The 20,727-nt window shown below is 63.5% G+C and carries 18 protein-coding genes and 3 pseudogenes; 16 read left to right on the forward strand and 5 right to left on the reverse strand.

Annotated features, from left to right (window positions below; all coding sequences use genetic code 11):
• Positions 1–118: 118 nt before the first annotated feature.
• The 6 genes and pseudogenes from ACVWW3_RS01650 to ACVWW3_RS01675 form a co-directional block, all read left to right on the forward strand.
• Positions 119–1,651, forward strand: a pseudogene (locus ACVWW3_RS01650) (acyl-CoA dehydrogenase); the annotation flags it as partial.
• Complete coding sequence (locus tag ACVWW3_RS01655) at positions 1,575–2,387, forward strand: DUF1974 domain-containing protein (RefSeq protein WP_456671829.1); 813 nt, start codon at positions 1,575–1,577, stop codon at positions 2,385–2,387. The pseudogene ACVWW3_RS01650 and the gene ACVWW3_RS01655, both read left to right, overlap by 77 nt.
• Positions 2,387–3,670, forward strand: coding sequence for an acetyl-CoA C-acetyltransferase (locus tag ACVWW3_RS01660; RefSeq protein ID WP_456671830.1), 1,284 nt, complete (start codon positions 2,387–2,389; stop codon positions 3,668–3,670). Before ACVWW3_RS01655 ends, ACVWW3_RS01660 begins: the two co-directional genes overlap by 1 nt.
• A 2-nt stretch (positions 3,671–3,672) precedes the next feature.
• A complete protein-coding gene (locus ACVWW3_RS01665) occupies positions 3,673–5,769 on the forward strand; it encodes a 3-hydroxyacyl-CoA dehydrogenase NAD-binding domain-containing protein (RefSeq protein ID WP_456651091.1) in 2,097 nt (698 codons plus the stop codon).
• 37 nt (positions 5,770–5,806) lie between these two features.
• A pseudogene (locus tag ACVWW3_RS01670) lies at positions 5,807–6,218 on the forward strand (acyl-CoA thioesterase).
• Positions 6,219–6,408: 190 nt separating this feature from the next.
• Complete coding sequence (locus ACVWW3_RS01675) at positions 6,409–6,600, forward strand: hypothetical protein (protein WP_247440723.1); 192 nt, start codon at positions 6,409–6,411, stop codon at positions 6,598–6,600.
• Between the two features lie 233 nt (positions 6,601–6,833).
• Here ACVWW3_RS01675 and ACVWW3_RS01680 read toward each other — a convergent pair whose 3' ends face one another.
• Complete coding sequence (locus ACVWW3_RS01680) at positions 6,834–7,295, reverse strand: nuclear transport factor 2 family protein (RefSeq protein WP_247340470.1); 462 nt, start codon at positions 7,293–7,295, stop codon at positions 6,834–6,836.
• A gap of 154 nt (positions 7,296–7,449) precedes the next feature.
• Between ACVWW3_RS01680 and ACVWW3_RS01685 the strand changes: the two genes are divergently transcribed.
• Positions 7,450–8,124 carry an HAD family hydrolase gene (locus ACVWW3_RS01685; RefSeq protein ID WP_456651090.1) on the forward strand — a complete coding sequence of 225 codons (675 nt, stop codon included), beginning with the start codon at positions 7,450–7,452 and terminating at the stop codon, positions 8,122–8,124.
• A gap of 91 nt (positions 8,125–8,215) precedes the next feature.
• Positions 8,216–9,049 carry a DeoR/GlpR family DNA-binding transcription regulator gene (locus ACVWW3_RS01690; protein ID WP_456651089.1) on the forward strand — a complete coding sequence of 278 codons (834 nt, stop codon included), beginning with the start codon at positions 8,216–8,218 and terminating at the stop codon, positions 9,047–9,049.
• A 39-nt stretch (positions 9,050–9,088) separates the two neighbouring features.
• Here the strand turns inward: ACVWW3_RS01690 and ACVWW3_RS01695 are convergent, their stop codons facing one another.
• Complete coding sequence (locus ACVWW3_RS01695; RefSeq protein ID WP_456651088.1) at positions 9,089–9,775, reverse strand: glutathione S-transferase family protein; 687 nt, start codon at positions 9,773–9,775, stop codon at positions 9,089–9,091.
• Between the two features lie 144 nt (positions 9,776–9,919).
• Between ACVWW3_RS01695 and ACVWW3_RS01700 the strand changes: the two genes are divergently transcribed.
• A complete protein-coding gene (locus ACVWW3_RS01700; protein WP_456651087.1) occupies positions 9,920–10,435 on the forward strand; it encodes a TetR/AcrR family transcriptional regulator in 516 nt (171 codons plus the stop codon).
• A 20-nt stretch (positions 10,436–10,455) separates the two neighbouring features.
• On the opposite strand, the gene ACVWW3_RS01705 is transcribed toward ACVWW3_RS01700, so the two are convergent.
• Entirely contained in the window at positions 10,456–10,881 is a 426-nt protein-coding gene (locus ACVWW3_RS01705; protein WP_456651086.1) for a PIN domain-containing protein, read from the reverse strand.
• Positions 10,878–11,162 (reverse strand): type II toxin-antitoxin system Phd/YefM family antitoxin, encoded by a 285-nt coding sequence (locus tag ACVWW3_RS01710; RefSeq protein WP_456651085.1) that lies wholly within the window; start codon positions 11,160–11,162, stop codon positions 10,878–10,880. The genes ACVWW3_RS01705 and ACVWW3_RS01710 overlap by 4 nt, the downstream gene beginning before the upstream one ends.
• 234 nt (positions 11,163–11,396) lie before the next feature.
• Here ACVWW3_RS01710 and glpD point away from each other — a divergent pair, with 234 nt between their 5' ends.
• The 7 genes and pseudogenes from glpD to ACVWW3_RS01745 all read left to right on the forward strand — a co-directional run bounded on the left by glpD (position 11,397) and on the right by ACVWW3_RS01745 (position 19,042).
• On the forward strand, positions 11,397–12,947 hold the full coding sequence (glpD, locus tag ACVWW3_RS01715; protein WP_456651084.1) for a glycerol-3-phosphate dehydrogenase: 1,551 nt from the start codon (positions 11,397–11,399) through the stop codon (positions 12,945–12,947).
• A pseudogene (locus ACVWW3_RS01720) lies at positions 12,944–14,027 on the forward strand (ABC transporter ATP-binding protein). The gene glpD and the pseudogene ACVWW3_RS01720 overlap by 4 nt, the downstream one beginning before the upstream one ends.
• A 12-nt stretch (positions 14,028–14,039) precedes the next feature.
• On the forward strand, positions 14,040–15,125 hold the full coding sequence (locus tag ACVWW3_RS01725) for an ABC transporter ATP-binding protein (RefSeq protein ID WP_354105237.1): 1,086 nt from the start codon (positions 14,040–14,042) through the stop codon (positions 15,123–15,125).
• Positions 15,125–16,027, forward strand: a complete 903-nt coding sequence (locus tag ACVWW3_RS01730) for a carbohydrate ABC transporter permease (RefSeq protein ID WP_247340449.1) — start codon at positions 15,125–15,127, stop codon at positions 16,025–16,027. Before ACVWW3_RS01725 ends, ACVWW3_RS01730 begins: the two co-directional genes overlap by 1 nt.
• A complete protein-coding gene (locus ACVWW3_RS01735) occupies positions 16,027–16,833 on the forward strand; it encodes a carbohydrate ABC transporter permease (RefSeq protein WP_007606994.1) in 807 nt (268 codons plus the stop codon). Before ACVWW3_RS01730 ends, ACVWW3_RS01735 begins: the two co-directional genes overlap by 1 nt.
• 9 nt (positions 16,834–16,842) lie before the next feature.
• The gene (locus ACVWW3_RS01740) at positions 16,843–17,172 is read left to right on the forward strand and encodes a DUF2160 domain-containing protein (RefSeq protein WP_456651083.1); all 330 of its coding nucleotides are present in this window, start codon (positions 16,843–16,845) and stop codon (positions 17,170–17,172) included.
• Positions 17,173–17,299: 127 nt separating this feature from the next.
• A complete protein-coding gene (locus tag ACVWW3_RS01745; protein WP_247440916.1) occupies positions 17,300–19,042 on the forward strand; it encodes an ABC transporter substrate-binding protein in 1,743 nt (580 codons plus the stop codon).
• A 123-nt stretch (positions 19,043–19,165) separates the two neighbouring features.
• Here ACVWW3_RS01745 and tnpC read toward each other — a convergent pair whose 3' ends face one another.
• Positions 19,166–20,620, reverse strand: coding sequence for an IS66 family transposase (gene tnpC, locus ACVWW3_RS01750; protein WP_456647658.1), 1,455 nt, complete (start codon positions 20,618–20,620; stop codon positions 19,166–19,168).
• Between the last annotated feature and the right edge of the window lie 107 nt (positions 20,621–20,727).

Here is a 20,727-nt window from a genome sequence, read left to right on the forward strand (position 1 = left end):
GCCTCTGGGCGGCCGCCCGGCCGCGTCAATTCGCGTATTTTCGCAGGCGAAGTGTTCACCTCCGCCGGCCACTTTTCGCTAAAATGCCCGACAACCGCGCCGATGCACGAGGTCCGCTATGAGCTTCCGCCGCGATACCATCACAAAGCCGATCTTCTCCTGGGCGCGCGGCGTGCTGCCGGCGATGTCGGACACCGAGCGGGAGGCGCTGGAGGCCGGCGACGTCTGGTGGGACGCCGATCTCTTCACCGGTAACCCTGATTGGTCGAAGCTGCTGAAGGTCCCGCAGGCAACGCTAACCGAACAGGAGCGGGCCTTTCTCAACGGCCCCGTCGACGAGCTCTGCGCCATGCTCGACGAGTGGAAGATATTTTGGGAATTGCGCGACCTGCCGCAGGACGTGTGGGCCTTCATCAAGCGCGAAAAATTCTTCGGCATGATCATTCCGAAAGAGTTTGGCGGCCTCGGCTTTTCGCCCTATGCGCATTCGGAAGTGGTGCGCAAGATCTCGACCCGGTCGATCGCCGCCGCGGTGACGGTGATGGTCCCGAACTCGCTGGGCCCCGGCGAGCTCCTGATGCACTTCGGCACCAAGGAGCAGCAGCAGCGCTGGCTGCCGCGTCTTGCCGACGGCCACGACATTCCCTGCTTCGGTCTCACCAGCCCGGAAGCCGGATCCGATGCGGCCTCGATGATCGACACCGGCATCATCTGCAAGGGCGATTTCGAGGGCCGCGAGGTCATCGGCCTCAGGCTCAACTGGCACAAGCGTTACATCACGCTCGGGCCTGTCGCGACGCTCTTGGGCCTCGCCTTCAAAGCCCATGACCCCGATCATCTCGTCGGCGATCAGGAACAGCTCGGCATCAGCGTGGCGCTGATCCCGACCGATCTGCCCGGCGTCGAAATCGGCCATCGCCATCTGCCGTCGATGCAGGTGTTCCAGAACGGCCCGAACCGGGGCCACGACGTCTTCATCCCGCTCGACTATGTCATCGGCGGCCAAGAGCGGTTGGGGCAGGGCTGGAAGATGCTGATGACGGCGCTCGCCGCCGGCCGCGGCATCTCGCTGCCATCGCTGTCCGCGGCCGGCGCCGCCTATGCCGCCCGCACCACCGGCGCCTATGCCCGCATCCGCGAGCAGTTCGGCATCTCCATCTCCAAGTTCGAGGGCGTCGAGGAGCCGCTCGCCCGCATCGTCGGCACCGCCTATCAGCTCGACGCGGCACGGCGGCTCACTTGCGCCGCGCTGAACGCTGGCGTCCATCCCGCCGTCATCTCCGGCATCATGAAGCTGCACGCGACCGAGCGGATGCGCACCGCGGTCGACGACGCCATGGACATCCATGGCGGCAAGGCCGTGATCGACGGTCCGCAAAACTATCTCGGCAATCTCCACCGCGCTGTCCCGGTCGGCATCACCGTCGAGGGTGCCAATATCCTCACCCGCAATCTCATCGTGTTCGGGCAGGGCGCCATCCGCGCGCATCCTTATCTGCTCGACGAGATGAATGCGCTTGCCGATACCGACCGTGAACGCGGGCTCACCGCCTTCGACAAGGCGTTCTGGAAGCATGTCGGCCATAGTTTCGAGACGCTGTTGCGCGCCTTCGGCCGGAGCTGGACCTTCGGTGCCTTTCGCGCCAGCGCCCGATGCCGGCGACGCCACGCCATTCTATCGCCAGCTCTCGCGCTATTCGGCGGCGTTTGCACTCTGCGCCGACATGGCGCTGTTGACGCTCGGCGGCGCGCTCAAGCGCAAGGAGATGCTGTCGGCGCGCTTCGGCGACATCCTGTCCGAGCTGTATCTGCTCTCTGCCGCGCTCAAACGTTGGCAGGACGAGGGCCGGCAGAAGGAGGATTTTGCCGCGCTCGAATGGTGCATGGCGACGGGCTTCAAGACCATCGAGAACCGGCTCGCGGAGATACTCGCCAATTTGCCGAACCGCTTTGTCGCCGGTTTTCTCAAGCTGGTGGTCCAGCCGTTCGGCGCACGGGTGCTGGGTCCCTCCGATCGCGTCGTGCACCAATGTGCAAGCCTGGTGCTGGAGCCCTCGGCGGCGCGCGAGCGCCTTACGCCGGATCTTGCCCATGTCGACGACGACGGCGGCTTTGCCCGGCTGGAGCGCGCGTTCAAGCTGGTCGCAGGCACGGACGCCATCGCCAAGCGCATGCGCGCGGCGCATATGAGCGACTGGAAGGATGCGGTCGCCAAGGGCGTGATCACGCAGGCCGAGGGCGAGCAGCTCGCCGCGGCTCGCGAAGCCGCCGCAAAAGTGATCGAGGTCGACGATTTTGCGCCGGAGGCGCTATCGCCGATTTACAAGAAAACCGGCGACGTGCATCAGTTCTTCCAGGAACTCGGTGACCAAAGGGCGGCGAGCTGATGGCACGACCGGTATTCATCGTCGACGGCAGCCGAACGCCGTTTCTGAAAGCGCGTTCGGGGCCGGGTCCGTTCACGCCGGTCGATCTCGCCGTGCAATGCGGCCGGCCGCTGTTGGCGCGCCAGCCGTTTTCGCCTGATACCTTCGACCAGGTCATCCTCGGCTGCGTCAACGTGATCGCGGACGAGATGAACCCGGCCCGCGTCGCCGCGCTTCGGCTCGGCATGGGCGAGGACATGGTCGCCTTCACCGTGCAGATCAATTGCGGCTCCGGCATGCAGTCGATCGACACCGCCTACCGCTACATCCGCGAAGGTCATGCCAACATGATCCTCGCCGGCGGCACCGAGGCCTTGAGTCATGCGCCGCTGGTCTGGCCGAATTCCGGCGTGCGCTGGTTCGCCGGCCTTGCCGCCGCCAAGGGCGTGGCCGCGAAGCTTGCCGCTGCTTTCAAATTGCGGCCGCGCTATCTCAAGCCGATCATCGGGCTCGAGCGTGGTCTCACCGATCCCATCACCGACCTGAACATGGGCCAGACCGCCGAAGTCGTCGGCCATCTCTTCGGTATCACCCGCGCCCAGTCCGACGCTTACGCCGCCGAGAGCCATCGCCGGCTTGCGCATGCGCAGACGTCGGGTTTTCTGAGGGGCGAGGTCGAGATCGCATTCGCCCGTGACGGCAAATTCTTCGACCATGACGATGGCGTGCGTCCGGATTCGTCGGCCGAGACGCTGTCAAAACTGAGACCGGTGTTCGAGCGTCCCTGGGGCCAGGTCACCGCCGGCAACTCCTCGCAGATCACCGACGGTGCGTCCTGGGTGATCCTGGCTTCCGACGAAGCGGTCGCCAAATACAAGCTGACGCCGAAGGCGGTTATCGTCGACAGCAACTGGGCCGCGCTCGATCCTGCTATCATGGGGCTCGGTCCCGTGATGTCGGCGACGCCGCTACTGAAGCGCAACAACCTCACCATCAAGGATGTCGAGACCTGGGAATTGAACGAGGCCTTCGCCACGCAAGTGCTCGGCTGCCTTGCCGCCTGGAATGACGACAAATTCTGCCGCGAGATTTTGGGGCTCGACGGCGCGGCCGGCGAGATCGACCGCGAAAAGCTCAATGTCGACGGCGGCGCCATCTCGCTCGGGCATCCCGTCGGCACCTCCGGCAACCGCATCGTGCTGCATCTGGTCAATGCGATGAAGCGGCTCGGCACGCGGCGTGGCGTTGCTACTGAGTGCATCGGCGGCGGACTCGGCGGGGCCATGCTGATCGAGGCGGTGTGACCATGGATTCCAGGATCATGACCGCGCTCGGCGATCGCGTCCTCACGCTCGGGCCGAAGCCGGCGTCAGACAGTCCCTACAAGAACTTCAAGCTGACGCGCGATGCCGACGGTGTCGCCTGGCTGCTGTTCGACCGCGCCGATGCCAGCGCCAACACGCTGTCCTCGGATGTGATGGAGGAGTTCGACACCGTGCTCGCGGCGATCGAGACCGAGCGTCCTGCCGGGCTCGTGATCCGCTCCGCAAAATCGTCCGGCTTCATTGCCGGCGCCGACGTCAACGAATTCCGCGGCGCCGGCGATCCCGCAATGGTGGAGATACGGATCCGCGCCGCGCATGCGGTGGTCGATCATCTGGAGGCGCTGAGGCTGCCGACCGTCGCGGTCATCCATGGTTTCTGTCTCGGCGGCGGGCTCGAGGTCGCGCTCGCCTGCCAATCGCGTATCGCCATCGACGGCGCGCGCTTCGGCTTTCCGGAGGTGATGCTCGGCCTTCATCCTGGTCTCGGCGGCACAGCGCGTTTCACCGCGCTGGTCAATTCGGCCCAGTCGATGGCGTTGATGCTGACGGGCCGCACCATCGACGCGCGCCGCGCCAAATCGCTCGGCCTCGTCGACACCGTGACGCAGGAGCGCCATGTCAGCAATGCGGTGAAGGATGCGCTGTTTGGCCGGTTGAAGCGGGCGCGCCCGGGTATTCTCACCCGCGCCGCCAATTTCGGACCGGTGCGGGGGCTCCTTGCCAGGCGCATGCGCAGCGAAGCTGCGAAGGCTGCGTCCCGCGAGCACTATCCCGCGCCTTACGCGCTGATCGATCTCTGGGAGACCCATGGCGGCAGCAAAGCCGCGATGCTCAGGGCAGAGCAGGCCTCATTCGCCAAGCTGATGGTGACGCCGACCGCGCAGAATTTGGTCCGCGTGTTCTTCCTGCGCGAGCAGATGAAGAAGGCGGCAGGCCCCGGCAACACGGTCAAGCAGGTTCACGTCATCGGCGCTGGCGCCATGGGCGGGGACATCGCGGCCTGGTGTGCAGGGCAGGGGCTGCGCGTCTCGCTTGCCGACATGAAGGCGGAGCCGATCGCGGGCGCGGTCAAGCGCGCCGCCGATCTTTTTGGCAAGATCATCCGGAAGTCCACCGATGTCCGCGACGCGCTCGATCGCCTTATCCCCGATCTGGACGGCGAGGGTGTCCGCAACGCCGATCTCATCATCGAAGCGGTGCCGGAAAAGCTGGAGCTCAAGCAGAAGGTCTATGCGAGTATCGAGCCGAAGATGAAGCCGGGCGCGATCCTTGCGACCAACACCTCGAGCATTCCGCTCCAGGACCTGCGCACGACGCTGGCGCGGCCGGAACGCCTCGTCGGCCTGCATTTCTTCAATCCGGTGTCGCGGCTGCAACTGGTCGAAATCGTCAGCCATGGCGGCAACGATGGGCAGGTGCTCAAGGAAGCGCTCGCCTTCGTCGGCGCCATCGACCGACTGCCGCTGTCGGTGAAAAGCTCGCCCGGCTTCCTCGTCAACCGCGCGCTGACGCCCTACATGCTGGAAGCGATGGTGATGCTGGACGAGAAGACCGACCAGCGCCTGATCGATGCCGCAGCCGAGCAGTTCGGCATGCCGATGGGGCCGATCGAATTGGCCGACCAGGTCGGGCTCGACATCTGCATTGATGTCGGCGACATGCTGCGCACCAAGTTCGGCGATCTGCTGCCGCCGACGCCGGCCTGGCTGCGCGAGAAGGTCGCCAAGGGCGAACTCGGCCGCAAGACCGGCAAGGGTTTCTACACCTGGAAGGACGGCAAGGCGGAGAAGGCGCCGTTGCCGGAAACCGGCCCCCGCGTCACCGAGCAGATGATCGACCGGCTGGTGCTGCCGATGTCCAACGTCTGCGTCGCGGCGCTTCGCGAGGGTATCGTCGACGATGCCGACATGGTCGACGGCGCCATGATCTTCGGCACCGGTTATGCACCGTTCCGTGGTGGTCCGTTGAACTATGCGCGCACGCGCGGCGTGGAGAATGTCGTATCCACCTTGCGCGCGCTGGCCGGGAGATTCGGCGAGCGCTTTGCGCCGGATCCGGGCTGGGACAATTTCAAATGAGCATATTTCAAGTGAGCAAATTTCAAGTGAGAGAGGCATGAACGAACAAGCCAATACCGGGCCGAGCGGCGATCTCTGCATCCGCACGCTGGCGATGCCCGCCGACACCAATGCAAACGGCGACATCTTCGGCGGCTGGCTGCTCAGCCAGATGGATGTCGGCGGCGGCGTGTTTGCGTCAAAAGCCGCGAAGTCGCGCACGGTGACCGTCGCAATCGAAGCGATGAATTTTCGCAAAGCGGTCTATGTCGGCGATCTGGTTTCGGTCTATGCCAATCTCGTTCGCGTGGGCCGTACCTCGATGACCGTGCATCTCGAAGCCTGGGCGCTGCGGCGCAGGGAGCTCCAGCCGATCCTGGTGACCGACCGGCAATTTCACTTACGTCTCGATCGACGACGACGGCCGTCCGCAAACGATCCAGAGAAACGATCCACCAATCGCGACGTAACCGCGCGCGACGCATGACCGCGCGGCGTTGCGCCTGCCATCGTCGCGTCTTCGCCAAGAACAAGTCATAAAATGGATGAGGTCCCGGCGTACTCAATTTCCCGTCGATTCGGGTGGAAACTGGCTGATTTGCTCAAGGAACCTTTGGGCACCGATGCCGTTATTTGCCCGCACTGAGGAATCTAAGGGCCATGCCGGACAGCTACATCATCGAAGTCAATTCGCAGACCGCAGGTATCGTCGTTCGTTCTCAAGGGGGCTACTGCTTCTTCGCCTCATCCGACCGCTTCAACCGCCTTGAAGGCCAGCTCTTCCGCAACGCCCGCGAAGCCGAGCGCGCCGCGCGCAAGCTGGTTAACGGTGATGTGAAGGAAGCGGCGTAGTAGTCCCGCTGGTCATTTCGGGTCGCGCGTAGCGCGAGAGGTAGGAATCTTTTGCCGCGAACTCTGCCTTCCCTTCTCCCCTTTATGGGAGAAGGTGGCGCGAAGCGCCGGACGAGGGGACGTTTCAGCAGATTCAGAAGCGAGAGATTCGTTCTCGGAGAGAAACCCCTCACCCGACTTCGCTTCGCGAAGCCCCACCCTCTCCCACAAGGGGGAGAGGGAAGAGCCGTTGTTCACAACTTCGTCGCCGACCTTGAGAGCAGCTTCCAGTCGTCGCCCTGCTTCTGCCAGTTCATCAGGATGTGAAGGTTGGTCGGCACTTTTTTCCCATCTGCCGCCATCTCCTGTTCCGCCACCCAATGGAAGCGCACGATCGCGGCGGGGCCGACGACCTTGATGGTCGGGTCCTTGTACTCGATCGACAGGAATTTCGACTTGCCGTCGGTGGCGTTGGTGACGAAGGTTGCCTTGTCCTCGACCTTGCCGCTGGAATGGCTGTAGCTGACATCGTCCCAGCACAGCGCACCGAGCGCCTTGGGATCGGCGGCGATCTGGGCGAGACGGAAGGCCTCGACCTTCTTCGCCACGGCTTCCTCGTCCGCCGATGCCGCCAGCGCCGGTGTCGTGACAGCTGAGACAGCAAGCGCCGAGACGGCAAGAGTCGAGAGAGCCAGATCGCGTCGGTTGATCGTCATCGTTTCCTCCTTTTTGATCTTGCAGCCAGTGTTGCAGCCGCGCGCGACTTTGTCGAGTGGCGCATCTCCGTCATGTGGATGTGTCATTGCGCGATCGAGGGTGTATTGATACGTCTTTCGCATCAATGCGCTGCGCATTTGGGAAAGTACGGACATGATCGACGCGATGGGCAGGGCGCTGCTGTTCGACATCGACGGCACGTTGGCCGACACGGATTTCCTTCATCGCGAGGCGTTCCATCGCGTGTTCGCCCCGCGCGGCCATATTGTGGATGAGGAGCGCTTCAAGCGCGAGCTCCAGGGTTTTTCCAATGTGTCGATCGGGGAGCGATTTCTGCCGGACGAATCGCCGGAACGTCGCGTTGCAATCCTCGGCGAGAAGGAGGCGATCTTTCGTGACCTGGTGGCTGGACAGATCGTGCCGCTTCCGGGCCTGATGGCGCTGCTCGACCGTGCCGATAGCGCCGGCATTCCCATGGTGGCCGTGACCAACGCGCCGCGTCTCAACGCCGAACTGCTGCTGTCGGGCCTCGGCATTACGGACCGCTTCAAGGCGATCGTGATCGGCGACGAGCTGCCGCACGGCAAGCCGCATCCGCTGCCCTATCAGGAAGGGCTGCGCTTCGCCGGCGCCAGCGCGGCGGCCTCGATCGCGTTCGAGGATTCCCGCTCCGGCGTGCAATCGGCCGCGGCCGCCGGCATTCCGACCATCGGGATGCGCACCACTCTCGGCCACGCCGACCTTGTTGCCGCCGGCGCGGTCGCTTCCGCCAGCGCTTACGACGATCCGACACTGCTGGCGCGCCTCGCCGCCACGATGGCGTGGTGAGGACGTTGGTCCGTTAACCGTGATCGGCACGCGCATTGACCGAACGTGCGAACCGCCGCACCATGCGGCTTCCTGACTTGAGGCTATTGTCGTGACCGGACTGACTCATCGCCAAGCCGAAATCCTCAACATCGCGCGGGCTTCGGGCCGCGTCATGGTCGAGGAGCTGGCGCGCCGGTTCGAGGTCTCGGCCCAGACCATCCGCAAGGATCTCAACGATCTCTGCGAGCGCCGCTCGCTGACCCGTATCCATGGCGGCGCTATCATCGCCTCCGGCGTCGAAAACCTCGCCTATGAGGCGCGGCGCTTCGTCGCCGCCGACGAAAAGAAGGCGATTGGAGCCGCGGCCGCATCGCTGATCCCGAACGGCTGCTCGCTGTTCATCAACATCGGCACCACGACCGAGGAGGTCGCGAGCGCGCTGACCTCGCACGAGGACCTCCTCGTCATCACCAACAATCTCAACGTCGCCATGCTGCTCTACCGCCATCCCCGCATCGAGGTGGTGGTTGCCGGCGGCACGGTGCGGCGCGCCGACGGTGCGGTGGTCGGCTCGACCGCGACGCAGCTGATCGGCCAGTTCAAGGTCGACTACGCCATCATCGGTGCGTCCGCGATCGACGAGGAAGGCGCGCTGCTCGACTTCGACTATCGCGAGGTCCAGGTGGCGCAAGCCATCATCGCCAACGCCCGCAGCGTCATGCTGGTCGCGGATTCCACAAAACTTCGCCGCAGCGCGCCGGTCCGCATCGCCCATATCAGCCAGATCCAGACCTTCGTGACCGATCAGGAACTCCCCGAGCGCCTCGCCACGATTTGCCATGCCAAGGGCATCGAGGTGATGGCAGCGATGCCGAAGGGGGCGGATATCGATGAGGCGGCCGAACCGGCGCAAGAGGCCGCGCCGGTCCTTCGGTTGCGTTAGATGGCTGCGATCGATCCGGAGCTGACATCACGCTGCAGTTCACAGACCAAAACGCTTCAGGTCCTCCGGCAGGAAATCTCGACCTGTCCGGTTCTTGACGCTTGGCAGATTTGATACTCTTTCCCGCCAGGCGATGAGGGATTTGCACGCATCGGGAATCGATATCCCCGCTGTGCCAGCGAAGTCCAGGCTCGCAAAGACCGTGATATCCGCCATCGAGAAGGCGTCGCCGGCAACGAACGGTGTGTTCTTCAGGACGCCGTCGAAATAATTCATGCCGCGGATGACCCTGGCGCGCTGTCGCTCACCCCATTCCTTCCTGCCGGCCCATTCCGGAGCCACATAGGGCTGCATCGCAGGCCCGAGGCCCGACGTGGCATAGTGAAAGTAGCCGTCGACCGCGCCCATGAGCTCGGCCTCGGCGCGATTCTGCATCATGTGGATCACCGCCTTCTCGCGCGGTGTCCTGCCGGTGAGGACCGGATGGCCATCGAGATGGTCCAGATATTCGGTGATGGCCGTCGACTCCGAGATCAAGGTGCCGTCATCGAGTTCGAGCACCGGGATTTTCCCCGAGGGGTTGATCGCGAGAAACGGCGCCTGCTTGTGCTCTGCCCCGATCAAATCGACGCTGACGAACTCGACCCGGTCGTCGAGTCCCTTTTCGGAAAGGACGATGCGAATGCGCGAGGAATTGGGAAATCCGGGCCGGTCGTAGATTTTCATGAGAACATTCCTTTATCTATCGATAGATAGGCAGCCGATATGAGACCTTTGCATTGGCGGGGTCAAGGGCTATCTATCGATAGATAGTTGGGGGCGACGATGACGGCCGATACCAAGCAGGTGATCATGGATGCGGCTCGCGCGATGGTGCAGGCGCGCGGCTACAACGGCCTGAGCTTTCGCGACCTGGCGAAGGAGGTGGGCGTCAAGAGCGCCAGCGTCCACTATCATTTTCCGACCAAGGGCGATCTTGGCGCCGCGCTTGCGCGTCGCTATGCCGACGAGGCGATCGAGATCTTCGACGGGTTCCTCGAAGCCTCGCAGGACGTCGGGGCCTGCCTGAGGATGTATACGGACGTCTTCCGTTCCGCGCTGTCGAACGACAACAGGATGTGCCTGTGCGGGATCATGGCCGCCGAGCACGATGACTTGCCGGCCGAAGTCAGAGCTGAGGTCGACAGGTTCACCGATGTCAACATCCGGTGGCTGGTCAAATTGCTGTCGCGTGGAAAGAAGGCGGCAACGGGAGCGATTGAGCAGCGGGCGCTCGCGATCTTCGCGGCCGTCGAGGGCGCACAGCTCGTCGCGCGCGGGCGAGGCGACATCGCGGTCTACGATCAGGCGATCGAGGCTTACAGGGCGGCAGGGCTGCTGCCCTGAGTTTTGGGTCGGCCGACGTCTTATACGTCGTCCCACGGGTTGAGCAGCACGACGCCGAATGCCGCAAAATCCTTCACATTGCGTGTGGCGAGTGTGAGGTCGTTTGCGAGCGCGGTCGCGCCGAAGAGTCCATCCATCACGGACAGAGCGATGCCGCTGCGGCGGCTCTGCGCCATCAGATCGCCCCAGCGCTCGGCGACCGCATGGTCGATCGGCAGGATGCGTCCGGCAAAACGCTCCGGCAGATCATGCGTGAGCCAGGCAGTCAGTGCCGCGCGCCGGCCGCCGTCATCCAGCAGTGCGATGCCACGGCGAAGCTCTGCGATCGAAGCGACGCTGATGAAGGCGCGGTCCTCGTCGATCGTATCGAGCCACGCCAAAACTTTCGGGGAAGGCGCCGGCCGCCGAACCTCCGAGAGCACGTTGGTGTCGAGCAGCAAGTTCACGGCATCTCGTCGCGCGGCGTGTCGTGCATGCGTTCAAGATCGAGGTCGGCGCCGCGTAATGGCGACGCCAGCAGGAATTCGGCCAGCGTGCCTTTGCGCGCCGTCTTGCGCGCCCACTCCTCGGCGGAAACGACAACCGCATTGGGCCTGCCGTGACGGGTGATGACCTGCGGGCCGGACTGGGCGCGGTCGATCACCTCGGAAAGCCGTGCCTTGGCGTTGGCAAGCGTCCAGATGTCATCGGTTGGAAGCGCATCGGGTGCAGTGTTGGAGTCGGCCATGAGAATATCCACCAATATGACTACTATGACTATAATTCTCTGAAGCTAAGCATTCAAAGGGTGCTTTTGCCGCTGGAATTGCCGGCCCAGGCTGCTCAATTCCGCGTCTACCTGCCCATCAAAAAGGTCCGCTTTCACTTCCTTCCCCTTCTCTTTCGTCTTGCTTTCGTTTTTCGGTGTGATCTAATCAAAAGCGAAAGTAGGCGCTCGAAGGAACGAGCGACTCGCCGGGGGATGCGTCTGTTGGAGCGTATTTTCGACCTCGCCATCATTGGAGGCGGTGTTAACGGCTGTGGCATCGCGCGCGACGCGGTGGGCCGCGGCAACAGTGTTTTCCTGTGCGAAATGAATGATTTGGCGAGCGGGACGTCGTCCTGGTCGACCAAGCTGGTGCATGGCGGCCTGCGCTATCTCGAATATTACGAGTTTCGCCTGGTCCGCGAGGCGCTAATCGAGCGCGAGATCCTCTGGGGCATCGCGCCCCACATCATTCGCCCCTTACGTTTCGTTCTGCCGCACCATGCAGGCCTGCGACCGGCCTGGCTGTTGCGCCTCGGCCTCTTCCTCTATGACCATATCGGCGGCCGCCATCTGTTGCCGGCGACCCGCTCGGTCGATCTCAGGCGTGACGAGGTCGGTCGCCCGCTGATCCCGAACCGCTATACCCGCGCATTCGAATATTCCGACTGCTTCGTCGATGACGCCCGTCTCGTCGTGCTCAACGCGCGCGACGCCGCCGACAAGGGCGCCGAGATCCGCACCCGCACCCGGGCGACGGATATCAAGCAGTCCGACGGCATCTGGACCGTCAGCATGATCGACACGCTGACCGGCGCGCGCTCGTCGATCCAGGCTCGCGCGCTCGTCAATGCCGGCGGGCCCTGGGTTGAGGACGTGCTCGGCCGTGGCGCCGGCGTCAACGCGAAAGCTAAGGTGCGCCTGGTGCAGGGCTCGCACATCGTCGTGAAAAAACTCTACGATCACGACCGCGCCTACATGTTCCAGAACGCCGACGGCCGCATCATCTTCGTGATCCCGTACCAGGACGATTTCACGCTGATCGGCACCACCGACCGCGACTATGACGGCGATCCCGCCAAGGTGAAGGCGACGGCCGAGGAGATCCAGTATCTCTGCACGGCGGCAAGCGAATATCTGGCCAAGCCTGTCACGCCTGACGACGTGGTCTGGACCTATTCCGGCGTGCGCCCGCTCTATGACGACGGCGCCAGCGAAGCCAAGGCCGCAACGCGCGACTACGTGTTCGAGCTCGACACGCCCGGCGGCGTGCCGCTGCTGTCGATCTATGGCGGCAAGATCACGACCTACCGCCGTCTCGCCGAGGAGGCGCTGGAGCGGCTCGCGCCCTATCTTCGCAGTGCGAAAGCGCGCGAGGGCTGGACCGGCAAATGGCCGCTGCCCGGCGGCGACATGGGCGTGTCCGATGTCGACGGCCTGATCGCGGAGCTTCAGCGCGGCTATCCCTTCCTCAGCCACGAGCATGCGCGGCGGCTCGCGCGCGCCTATGGCACAAAGGCGATCAAGCTGCTCGGGGATGCGAAATCCGCGGCCGATCTCGGCCAGGCCTTCGGCGCGACGCTGAGCGAGCGCGAGGTCCGCTATCTCATGGCCAACGAATGGGCCGTCACTGCCGAGGACATCGTCTGGCGCCGCTCAAAGCTCGGCCTGCGACTAAGTGCCGACGAGATCGCGGCGCTTGACGACTGGATCAGGACCCACGCCGTGCAGCAAAGTCCCCTGCTGGAAGCCGGAGGACGCTCATGACGGTGACACTCGATCACGTGACCCGGACTGTCGACGGCGTCCCGCACATCCGCGACGTCTCGCTGACGCTCGAGAGCGGTACGCTCAACGTGCTGCTCGGGCCGACGCTGTCGGGCAAGACCTCGATCATGCGGCTGCTCGCAGGCCTCGACAAGCCGACTTCGGGCAAGATCTTGGTCAACGGCAAGGGGGGACGTCACCGGCGCCGACGTGCGCAAGCGTTCGGTCGCGATGGTCTACCAGCAGTTCATCAATTATCCCTCGCTTACAGTCTATGAGAACATCGCGTCGCCCTTGCGTGTGCAGGGCAAGCCGCGCGCTGAAATCGAGGCGCGCGTGGCGGAAGCGGCAAGGCTGCTCAGGCTCGAGCCGTTCCTGAAGCGCACGCCGCTCCAGCTTTCCGGTGGCCAGCAGCAGCGCACCGCGATCGCGCGCGCGCTGGTGAAGGGCGCCGATCTCGTGCTGCTCGACGAGCCGCTCGCCAATCTCGACTACAAGCTTCGTGAGGAGCTGCGCGCCGAGCTTCCGCGCATCTTCGAGGCTTCCGGCGCGATCTTCGTCTATGCCACCACCGAGCCAACCGAGGCGTTGCTGCTCGGCGGCAACACGGTGTGCATGTGGCAGGGACAGGCGCTCCAGATCGACGAGACCGCCAACGTCTACCGCCGGCCGCAGACTTTGCGCGTCGCCCAGGTATTCTCCGACCCGCCGCTCAATCTCGTCGGCATCGAGAAGAAGAACGGCTCTGTGCAATATGCCGGCGGCGCGGCGTCGCCGGCCTCGGGTCTGTATTCGTCGCTGGCGGACGGCGCCTACCGGGTCGGCTTTCGCGCGCATCAGCTCGCGCTCGCCAACGGCCAGGCCGATCGCCACGCCTTCCATGCCACGGTAACGGTGACCGAAATCACCGGTTCGGAGAGTTTCGTGCATCTGACCCGCGACGGATCGAAATGGGTTGCGGTGTTGCACGGCGTGCACGAGTTCGAGCCCGGCCAGACCATCGACGCCGTGCTCGATCCCAATGATGTCTTCGTTTTCGATGCGGCAGGCCGCCTGGTCGCCGCACCCGGCAATACCTGAGGGAGATGCGACATGGCCCGCATTGACCTCGTCGATCTCGCGCACTCCTACGGCGGCAATGATGCGCCGCAGGACAGCTTTGCGCTGAAGCCTGTCACCATGACCTGGCGGCAGGGCGGCGCCTATGCGCTGCTCGGGCCGTCCGGCTGCGGCAAGACCACGCTGCTCAACGTCATTTCCGGCATCATCACGCCGTCGCGGGGGAAAATCCTGTTCGACGAGGTGGACATCACACCGCTGTCAACCCAGAAGCGCAACATCGCCCAGGTGTTCCAGTTTCCGGTGATCTACGACACCATGACGGTGGGGCAGAATCTGGCGTTTCCACTGAAGAACCGCGGCGTGCCAAAGACCGAGATCGACAAGCGCGTCGCCGAGATCGGCCGCCTGCTCGATCTCGAGCCCTATCTGAACCGCAAGGCGACGCGGCTCACGGCTGACGCCAAGCAGAAGATATCGCTCGGCCGCGGCCTGGTGCGCTCCGACGTCGCCGCCGTGCTGTTCGATGAGCCGCTCACCGTGATCGATCCCGAGCTGAAATGGCAGCTCCGCTCCAAGTTGAAGGCGCTGCATCGCGAGCTCGACCTTACGATGATCTACGTCACCCACGACCAGACCGAGGCGCTGACCTTTGCAGACACCGTCGTGGTTATGCATGACGGCCGCGTGGTGCAGAGCGGCACCCCGGCCGAGCTGTTCGACAAGCCCGCGCACACCTTCGTCGGCTATTTCATCGGCTCGCCCGGCATGAACATCCTGCCGGCCGAGGTGAGGGGCCGCGAGGCCAAGATCGACGGTCACGTCATCGCGCTCAATCGCAGCTACGACAGCCTTCCGGCAAGCGCGAAGATCGAGATCGGCGTGCGTCCCGAATTCGTCGAAACCGTTGCGCCGGCACCGGGCCTGCTCAGCGCAAAAATCGAACGCATCGACGATCTCGGCCGCATCCGCTTTGCGCGTGCGCGCCTCGGTGATGCAAAACTCGCGGCGCGGGCGCCGGCCGGCTTCACCAGCCCGGACGGCACGGCCGGCCTGAAATTCGATCCGTCGCACGTCCACGTTTATGCCGACAGCCTTCTGGTGGAGGGAGCCGCCTGATGGACAAGACCGTCAACCAAAAGGCCTGGTTCCTGGTGCTGCCGGTATTCCTGGTCGTCGCCTTCTCGGCAGTGCTGCCGCTGATGACGGTTGTGAACTATTCGATGCAGGACACCTTCGGCAACAACCAGTTCTTCTGGAACGGTGTCGGCTGGTTCAAGGAACTGCTCGACCCTTCGACCGACCTCGGCGGCCGCTTCCTCGCCTCGCTCGGCCGCAATCTGTTCTTCTCAATGGTGATCCTCGCGATCGAGGTGCCGCTCGGCATCGTCGTTGCGCTGTCGATGCCGCGCCAGGGTTGGACCGTCGCGGCCTGCCTCGTCATCCTCGCGCTGCCGCTGTTGATCCCCTGGAACGTGGTCGGCACGATCTGGCAGATCTTTGGCCGCCCCGATATCGGCCTGCTCGGCTATGTGCTCAACGCGATCGGCATCGACTACAATTACGTCTCCAATGCCGTCGATGCCTGGGTCACCGTGATCGTGATGGACGTCTGGCACTGGACCAGCCTGGTCGCGTTGTTGTGTTATGCCGGCCTGAAGTCGATCCCCGATGCTTATTACCAGGCAGCTCAAATCGACGGCGCCTCGCGCTGGGCGGTGTTCAAGGCGATCCAGCTGCCCAAGATGAACCGCGTGCTGCTGATCGCGGTGCTGCTGCGCTTCATGGACTCGTTCATGATCTACACCGAGCCATTCGTCGTTACCGGCGGCGGGCCCGGCAATTCGACGACCTTCGTGTCGATCGAGCTCGTCAAGATCGCGCTCGGCCAGTTCGACCTCGGCAAGGCCGCCGCGCTGTCGCTGGTCTACAATCTGATCATCCTGATCGTCTGCTGGATCTTCTACACGGTCATGACCAATGCCGGCGCCGAGCGGAAGCCGCAGGAAGGAGCCGCGTGATGCATTCGATCCCCGGCCGTCGCCTCATCATGGCGCTGTTTTTGATCTTCCTGCTGTTGCCGATCTACTGGCTCGTCAACATGAGCTTCAAGACCAACGCCGAAATCGTCTCGACGATGACGCTGTGGCCGCACGCCCCGACGCTCCAGCACTACAAGCGCATCTTCACCGACGAGAGCTGGTATTCCGGCTACATCAACTCGCTGGAATATGTCGTCCTCAACACCATCATCTCGATCTCGGTGGCGTTGCCCGCGGCCTACGCGTTCTCGCGCTACCGTTTTCTCGGTGACAAGCATCTGTTCTTCTGGCTGCTGTCGAACCGCATGGCGCCGGCCGCGGTCTATGCACTGCCGTTCTTCAATCTTTACTCGGCGATCGGGCTGTTCGATACTCCCTGGGCGGTGGCGCTCGCGCACTGCATCTTCAACGTTCCGCTGGCGGTCTGGATCCTCGAAGGCTTCGTCTCCGGCGTGCCGCGCGAGATCGACGAGACCGCCTTCCTCGACGGCTATTCTTTCCCGCGCTTCTTCATCAAGATCCTGGTGCCGCTGATTGCGAGTGGCATCGGCGTCGCCGCCTTCTTCTGCTTCATGTTCTCCTGGGTCGAGCTGTTGCTGGCACGCACGCTGACCTCGGTGCAGGCCAAGCCGATCGCGGCGATCATGACGCGCACAGTGTCGGCCGCCGGCATGGATTGGGGGCTGCTCGCGGCAGCCGGCGTGCTCACCATCATTCCGGGCGCGCTCGTGATCTGGTTCGTCCGCAACTACATCGCGAGCGGTTTCGCGCTCGGCCGGGTCTAGGAGGCATCAATGGAATCTATTGCATGGATGGCCTGGACGCTGCCGACGGCGATCTTCTTTGTCGCGCTCGCCTGCACGCTTGCCGTGATGACCTGGCTCGGGGTGGCCTATCCCGAAACCGAGCGCGTCGGCGTGCTGCGCATCCCCACCACGCGCGGCGACCGCCTGTTCATCTCCCTGATCATGGCGGCTGTCATCCACTTGCTCTGGATCGCCTTCGCCGGCACCGACGCACTCGCCACGCTGCCGATCGGCGAGGACGGACTTGAAGTTTCGCGCCTTTGGCTCGCATCAGGAATTTCGCTGGCCATGGCCGTGCTCATTTTTCGCACTGTCTAGCCCGCGAAGGGACGGCCAGATCCGGGACCAACCCGGGCCTGTAGAAAGTTTGTCGCTGCAACGGAGGAACAACATGCGGCAGTTTAGGAGAAGGGAACGTCCATTGACCAAGAATAGCTTTCTGACGATGTCCAGCGTCGCCGCCATCGTCGCGGTGTCGTTGGCCGTCTCGGCGCCGGTGCGCGCTGCCGACGATGCCGCAATCCAGAAATGGATCGCGGAATTCCAGCCCTCGACGCTGTCGAAGGACGAGCAGAAGAAGGAGCTTGAGTGGTTCGTCAAGGCGGCCGAGCCCTTCAAGGGCATGGAGATCAATGTCGTCTCCGAGACCATCACGACCCACGAATACGAGTCGCAGACGCTGGCGAAGGCGTTCTCCGAGCTCACCGGCATCAAGCTCAAGCACGACATCATCCAGGAAGGTGACGTCGTCGAGAAGCTGCAGACCCAGATGCAGTCCGGCAAGAACGTGTACGACGGCTGGATCAACGACTCCGACCTGATCGGCACGCACTTCCGCTACGGCCAAACCATCGCGCTGTCGGACTACATGACCGGCGAGGGCAAGGACGTCACCGATCCCCAGCTGGACGTCAACGACTTCATCGGCAAGTCGTTCGGCACGGCCCCGGATGGCAAGCTCTATCAGCTGCCCGACCAGCAGTTCGCGAACCTCTACTGGTTCCGCTACGACTGGTTCACCAACGCCGACTACAAGGCCAAGTTCAAGGCCAAGTATGGCTACGAGCTCGGCGTGCCCGTGAACTGGTCCGCCTACGAGGACATCGCCGAGTTCTTCACGAACGACATCAAGGAGATCAACGGCGTCAAGGTTTACGGCCATATGGACTATGGCAAGAAGGACCCGTCGCTCGGTTGGCGGTTCACCGACGCCTGGCTGTCGATGGCCGGTAACGGCGACAAGGGCATTCCGAACGGTCTGCCGGTCGACGAATGGGGCATCCGCATGGAAGGCTGCCGTCCGGTGGGCTCCTCGGTCGAGCGTGGTGGCGACACCAACGGTCCGGCCGCGGTCTACTCGATCACCAAGTACCTCGAGTGGATGAAGAAGTATGCTCCGCCGCAAGCGCAGGGCATGACCTTCTCCGAGTCGGGTCCGGTGCCGGCGCAGGGCAACATCGCTCAGCAGATGTTCTGGTACACCGCCTTCACCGCCGACATGGTGAAGCCGGGCATCGCCGTGATGAACGCGGACGGTACGCCGAAGTGGCGTATGGCTCCGTCGCCGCACGGTTCGTACTGGAAGGAAGGCATGAAGCTCGGCTATCAGGACGCCGGCTCCGTGACGCTTCTCAAGTCGACCCCGGCGGATCGCCGCAAGGCAGCCTGGCTCTATCTCCAGTTCATCATCTCCAAGACGGTGTCGCTGAAGAAGAGCCATGTCGGTCTCACGTTCATTCGTGAATCCGACATTTGGGACAAGTCGTTCACGGAGCGTGCGCCGAAGCTCGGCGGCCTGATCGAGTTCTACCGCTCGCCCGCGCGCGTGCAGTGGACCCCGACCGGCAACAACGTGCCCGACTATCCGAAGCTGGCGCAGCTGTGGTGGCAGAACATCGGCGATGCGTCGTCCGGTGCGAAGACGCCGCAAGCCGCGATGGACTCGCTTGCCGCCGCCCAGGACTCCGTGATGGAGCGTCTGGAGAAGTCCGGCGTGCAGGGCGCCTGCGGTCCGAAGCTGCACAAGAAGGAAACGGCCGAATACTGGTTCGCCAAGGCCCAGAAGGACGGCACGATTGCTCCCCAGCGCAAGCTCGCCAACGAAAAGCCGAAGGGCGAGACGGTCGACTACGACACCCTGATCAAGTCGTGGCCGGCACAGCCCCCGAAGCGCGCGGAAGCGAAGTAAGGCACATCAACGTAACGACGAAAGGCCGGGAGCAATCCCGGCCTTTTTCTTTTTATTGTCGTGGATTTTGCTCCACACCGTCATTGCGAGCGAAGCGGTAACTGCCCAGGTCCGTTTGCTCGGTTAGGCGACGCTGAGTTTGTGGATGAGTTGTGTGGGGCATCGGGACAATGTTTCGAGCATGTTCCATCCGCGCTTTCGAGCGGTACCGATCAGGGTGCGAAGCGTGGCGAAATTGTCTGCGCCTTGTGAGGTGCGGAAGCCGGCAGAGATCTTCTGCCGCAATTTCATCATCCGAGCATCGCGCTCGGCCTCGTTGTTGGTAAACGGCACCGCCGAGTTGTGCAGAAACAGCAGCACCGCCTCTTTATGTAACTTGAGGCGCAACAGGAGATTATGGCCCGTGCGCCGTCTGATCCGCCCGCGCTTGATGTCGCGAGGCAGCGCGGGTAGCGCCTCGTGCCAGGCGATACCGGCGCGGATAATGCGGTCATAAAGTCGCTCGGCGGCGCGGATTCTGTTGGGACGCAGCGCGCCTGTCTGATCGGTTGGATGCTCTGACGCCAGATTGACCTCGTGGCACAGGCAGCGGAGCAACCCGCGCATGCGCCGGGCCCAGGCCTCGCCATCGATGTCCACCAGCGCCGTCAACTCGCGCAGGTGATGCGCATTGCACAGCGCATGCGTGACACCGGACATCTGAAAATAGGATGTCCAATGGTCGTGCACAACGATATGCGCCGCTTGCGTCAGCACCTCGCCGCGCCTGGGTGAGACGCGATAATGCACCAGCCCATTGATCCCGGCGGTGCCCGCGACATGCAGCCATTGCGGCGTGGCGCCCACCCAGAACCCGGTCTCATCCAAATGCTTGACCGGTGCCCGGCGGATTTGCTCGCAGACTGCCGCAGCGAAATCCTGCGTCCGGCTGGCAGCCCGGGCGATCATTTGTCCGATCGTGCCGGCCGAGATGGTCACGCCAAACAGATCGGAGAGGATTTGCCCGAGCCGATCTTCAGGCAGAAACTGTCCCGCCGACAGATAGGTCACCACAGCGGCCAACCGGACGCCATATTGCGCCGGCGCCCTTACCTCGGGTGGAAACGATCCTGTCGTGACCGCGCCACAGCCGCTGCATTTGCAACGATAGAGCTGATGCTCCGTGACGAGCAGCGGCGCCGGCGCCGGCAGATCGAACACCTGACGGCTGCCGACAAGTTCCAGCTGTTCACCCTCCAGCGCCATTCGGCAGCGCCCGCATCTGACAGGGCGATGCATGATCGTATGATCGACCCGTTCGGACCGCTTCAAGTGTTTGCCTGCATGGCCGGGCTGGCCGCCGGGCTTCTTCAACCCTCGCTCACGCAGGCTCTGTGTCCGGCGAGAAGCCTGGCCCGGTCCATCGCTCGAAGGCGGCTTGCTGCTATTGGAGCTGTCCAGACCAAGCCGACGCTCCAGATCGGCCACACGCACCGTCAGCAATGCGTTCTGCTGCTCCAACATCAGGTTGCGCTCCTGCAACTCCCCAATCAGGGCCAGCAGGGCGTCCACAGACAATGAGGAATTTGGCGGCGTCACCCATACCTTGACTCACAAACACATGTGGTCAGTCAAGAGAATACAAACGGCCACCTGGGCAGTTACGCGAAGCGAAGCAATCCAGAGTCTTTCCACGGAGGTAGTCT

This window comes from Bradyrhizobium sp. LM2.9 (genome assembly GCF_054056555.1).

What these genes read in the sequence shown, in the direction of transcription:
- ACVWW3_RS01685 (WP_456651090.1), top strand. Translation starts at nt 7,450, where the DNA reads ATGATCGACGCGATGGGCAGGGCGCTGCTGTTCGACATCGACGGCACG.
- ACVWW3_RS01735 (WP_007606994.1), top strand. Translation starts at nt 16,027, where the DNA reads ATGCATTCGATCCCCGGCCGTCGCCTCATCATGGCGCTGTTTTTGATC.
- ACVWW3_RS01710 (WP_456651085.1), bottom strand. Translation starts at nt 11,162, where the DNA reads ATGGCCGACTCCAACACTGCACCCGATGCGCTTCCAACCGATGACATC.
- ACVWW3_RS01745 (WP_247440916.1), top strand. Translation starts at nt 17,300, where the DNA reads ATGTCCAGCGTCGCCGCCATCGTCGCGGTGTCGTTGGCCGTCTCGGCG.
- ACVWW3_RS01730 (WP_247340449.1), top strand. Translation starts at nt 15,125, where the DNA reads ATGGACAAGACCGTCAACCAAAAGGCCTGGTTCCTGGTGCTGCCGGTA.
- ACVWW3_RS01655 (WP_456671829.1), top strand. Translation starts at nt 1,575, where the DNA reads ATGTCGGCCATAGTTTCGAGACGCTGTTGCGCGCCTTCGGCCGGAGCT.
- ACVWW3_RS01725 (WP_354105237.1), top strand. Translation starts at nt 14,040, where the DNA reads ATGGCCCGCATTGACCTCGTCGATCTCGCGCACTCCTACGGCGGCAAT.
- ACVWW3_RS01665 (WP_456651091.1), top strand. Translation starts at nt 3,673, where the DNA reads ATGGATTCCAGGATCATGACCGCGCTCGGCGATCGCGTCCTCACGCTC.
- ACVWW3_RS01675 (WP_247440723.1), top strand. Translation starts at nt 6,409, where the DNA reads ATGCCGGACAGCTACATCATCGAAGTCAATTCGCAGACCGCAGGTATC.
- ACVWW3_RS01680 (WP_247340470.1), bottom strand. Translation starts at nt 7,295, where the DNA reads ATGACGATCAACCGACGCGATCTGGCTCTCTCGACTCTTGCCGTCTCG.
- ACVWW3_RS01700 (WP_456651087.1), top strand. Translation starts at nt 9,920, where the DNA reads ATGGTGCAGGCGCGCGGCTACAACGGCCTGAGCTTTCGCGACCTGGCG.
- ACVWW3_RS01740 (WP_456651083.1), top strand. Translation starts at nt 16,843, where the DNA reads ATGGAATCTATTGCATGGATGGCCTGGACGCTGCCGACGGCGATCTTC.
- glpD (WP_456651084.1), top strand. Translation starts at nt 11,397, where the DNA reads ATGCGTCTGTTGGAGCGTATTTTCGACCTCGCCATCATTGGAGGCGGT.
- ACVWW3_RS01695 (WP_456651088.1), bottom strand. Translation starts at nt 9,775, where the DNA reads ATGAAAATCTACGACCGGCCCGGATTTCCCAATTCCTCGCGCATTCGC.
- ACVWW3_RS01660 (WP_456671830.1), top strand. Translation starts at nt 2,387, where the DNA reads ATGGCACGACCGGTATTCATCGTCGACGGCAGCCGAACGCCGTTTCTG.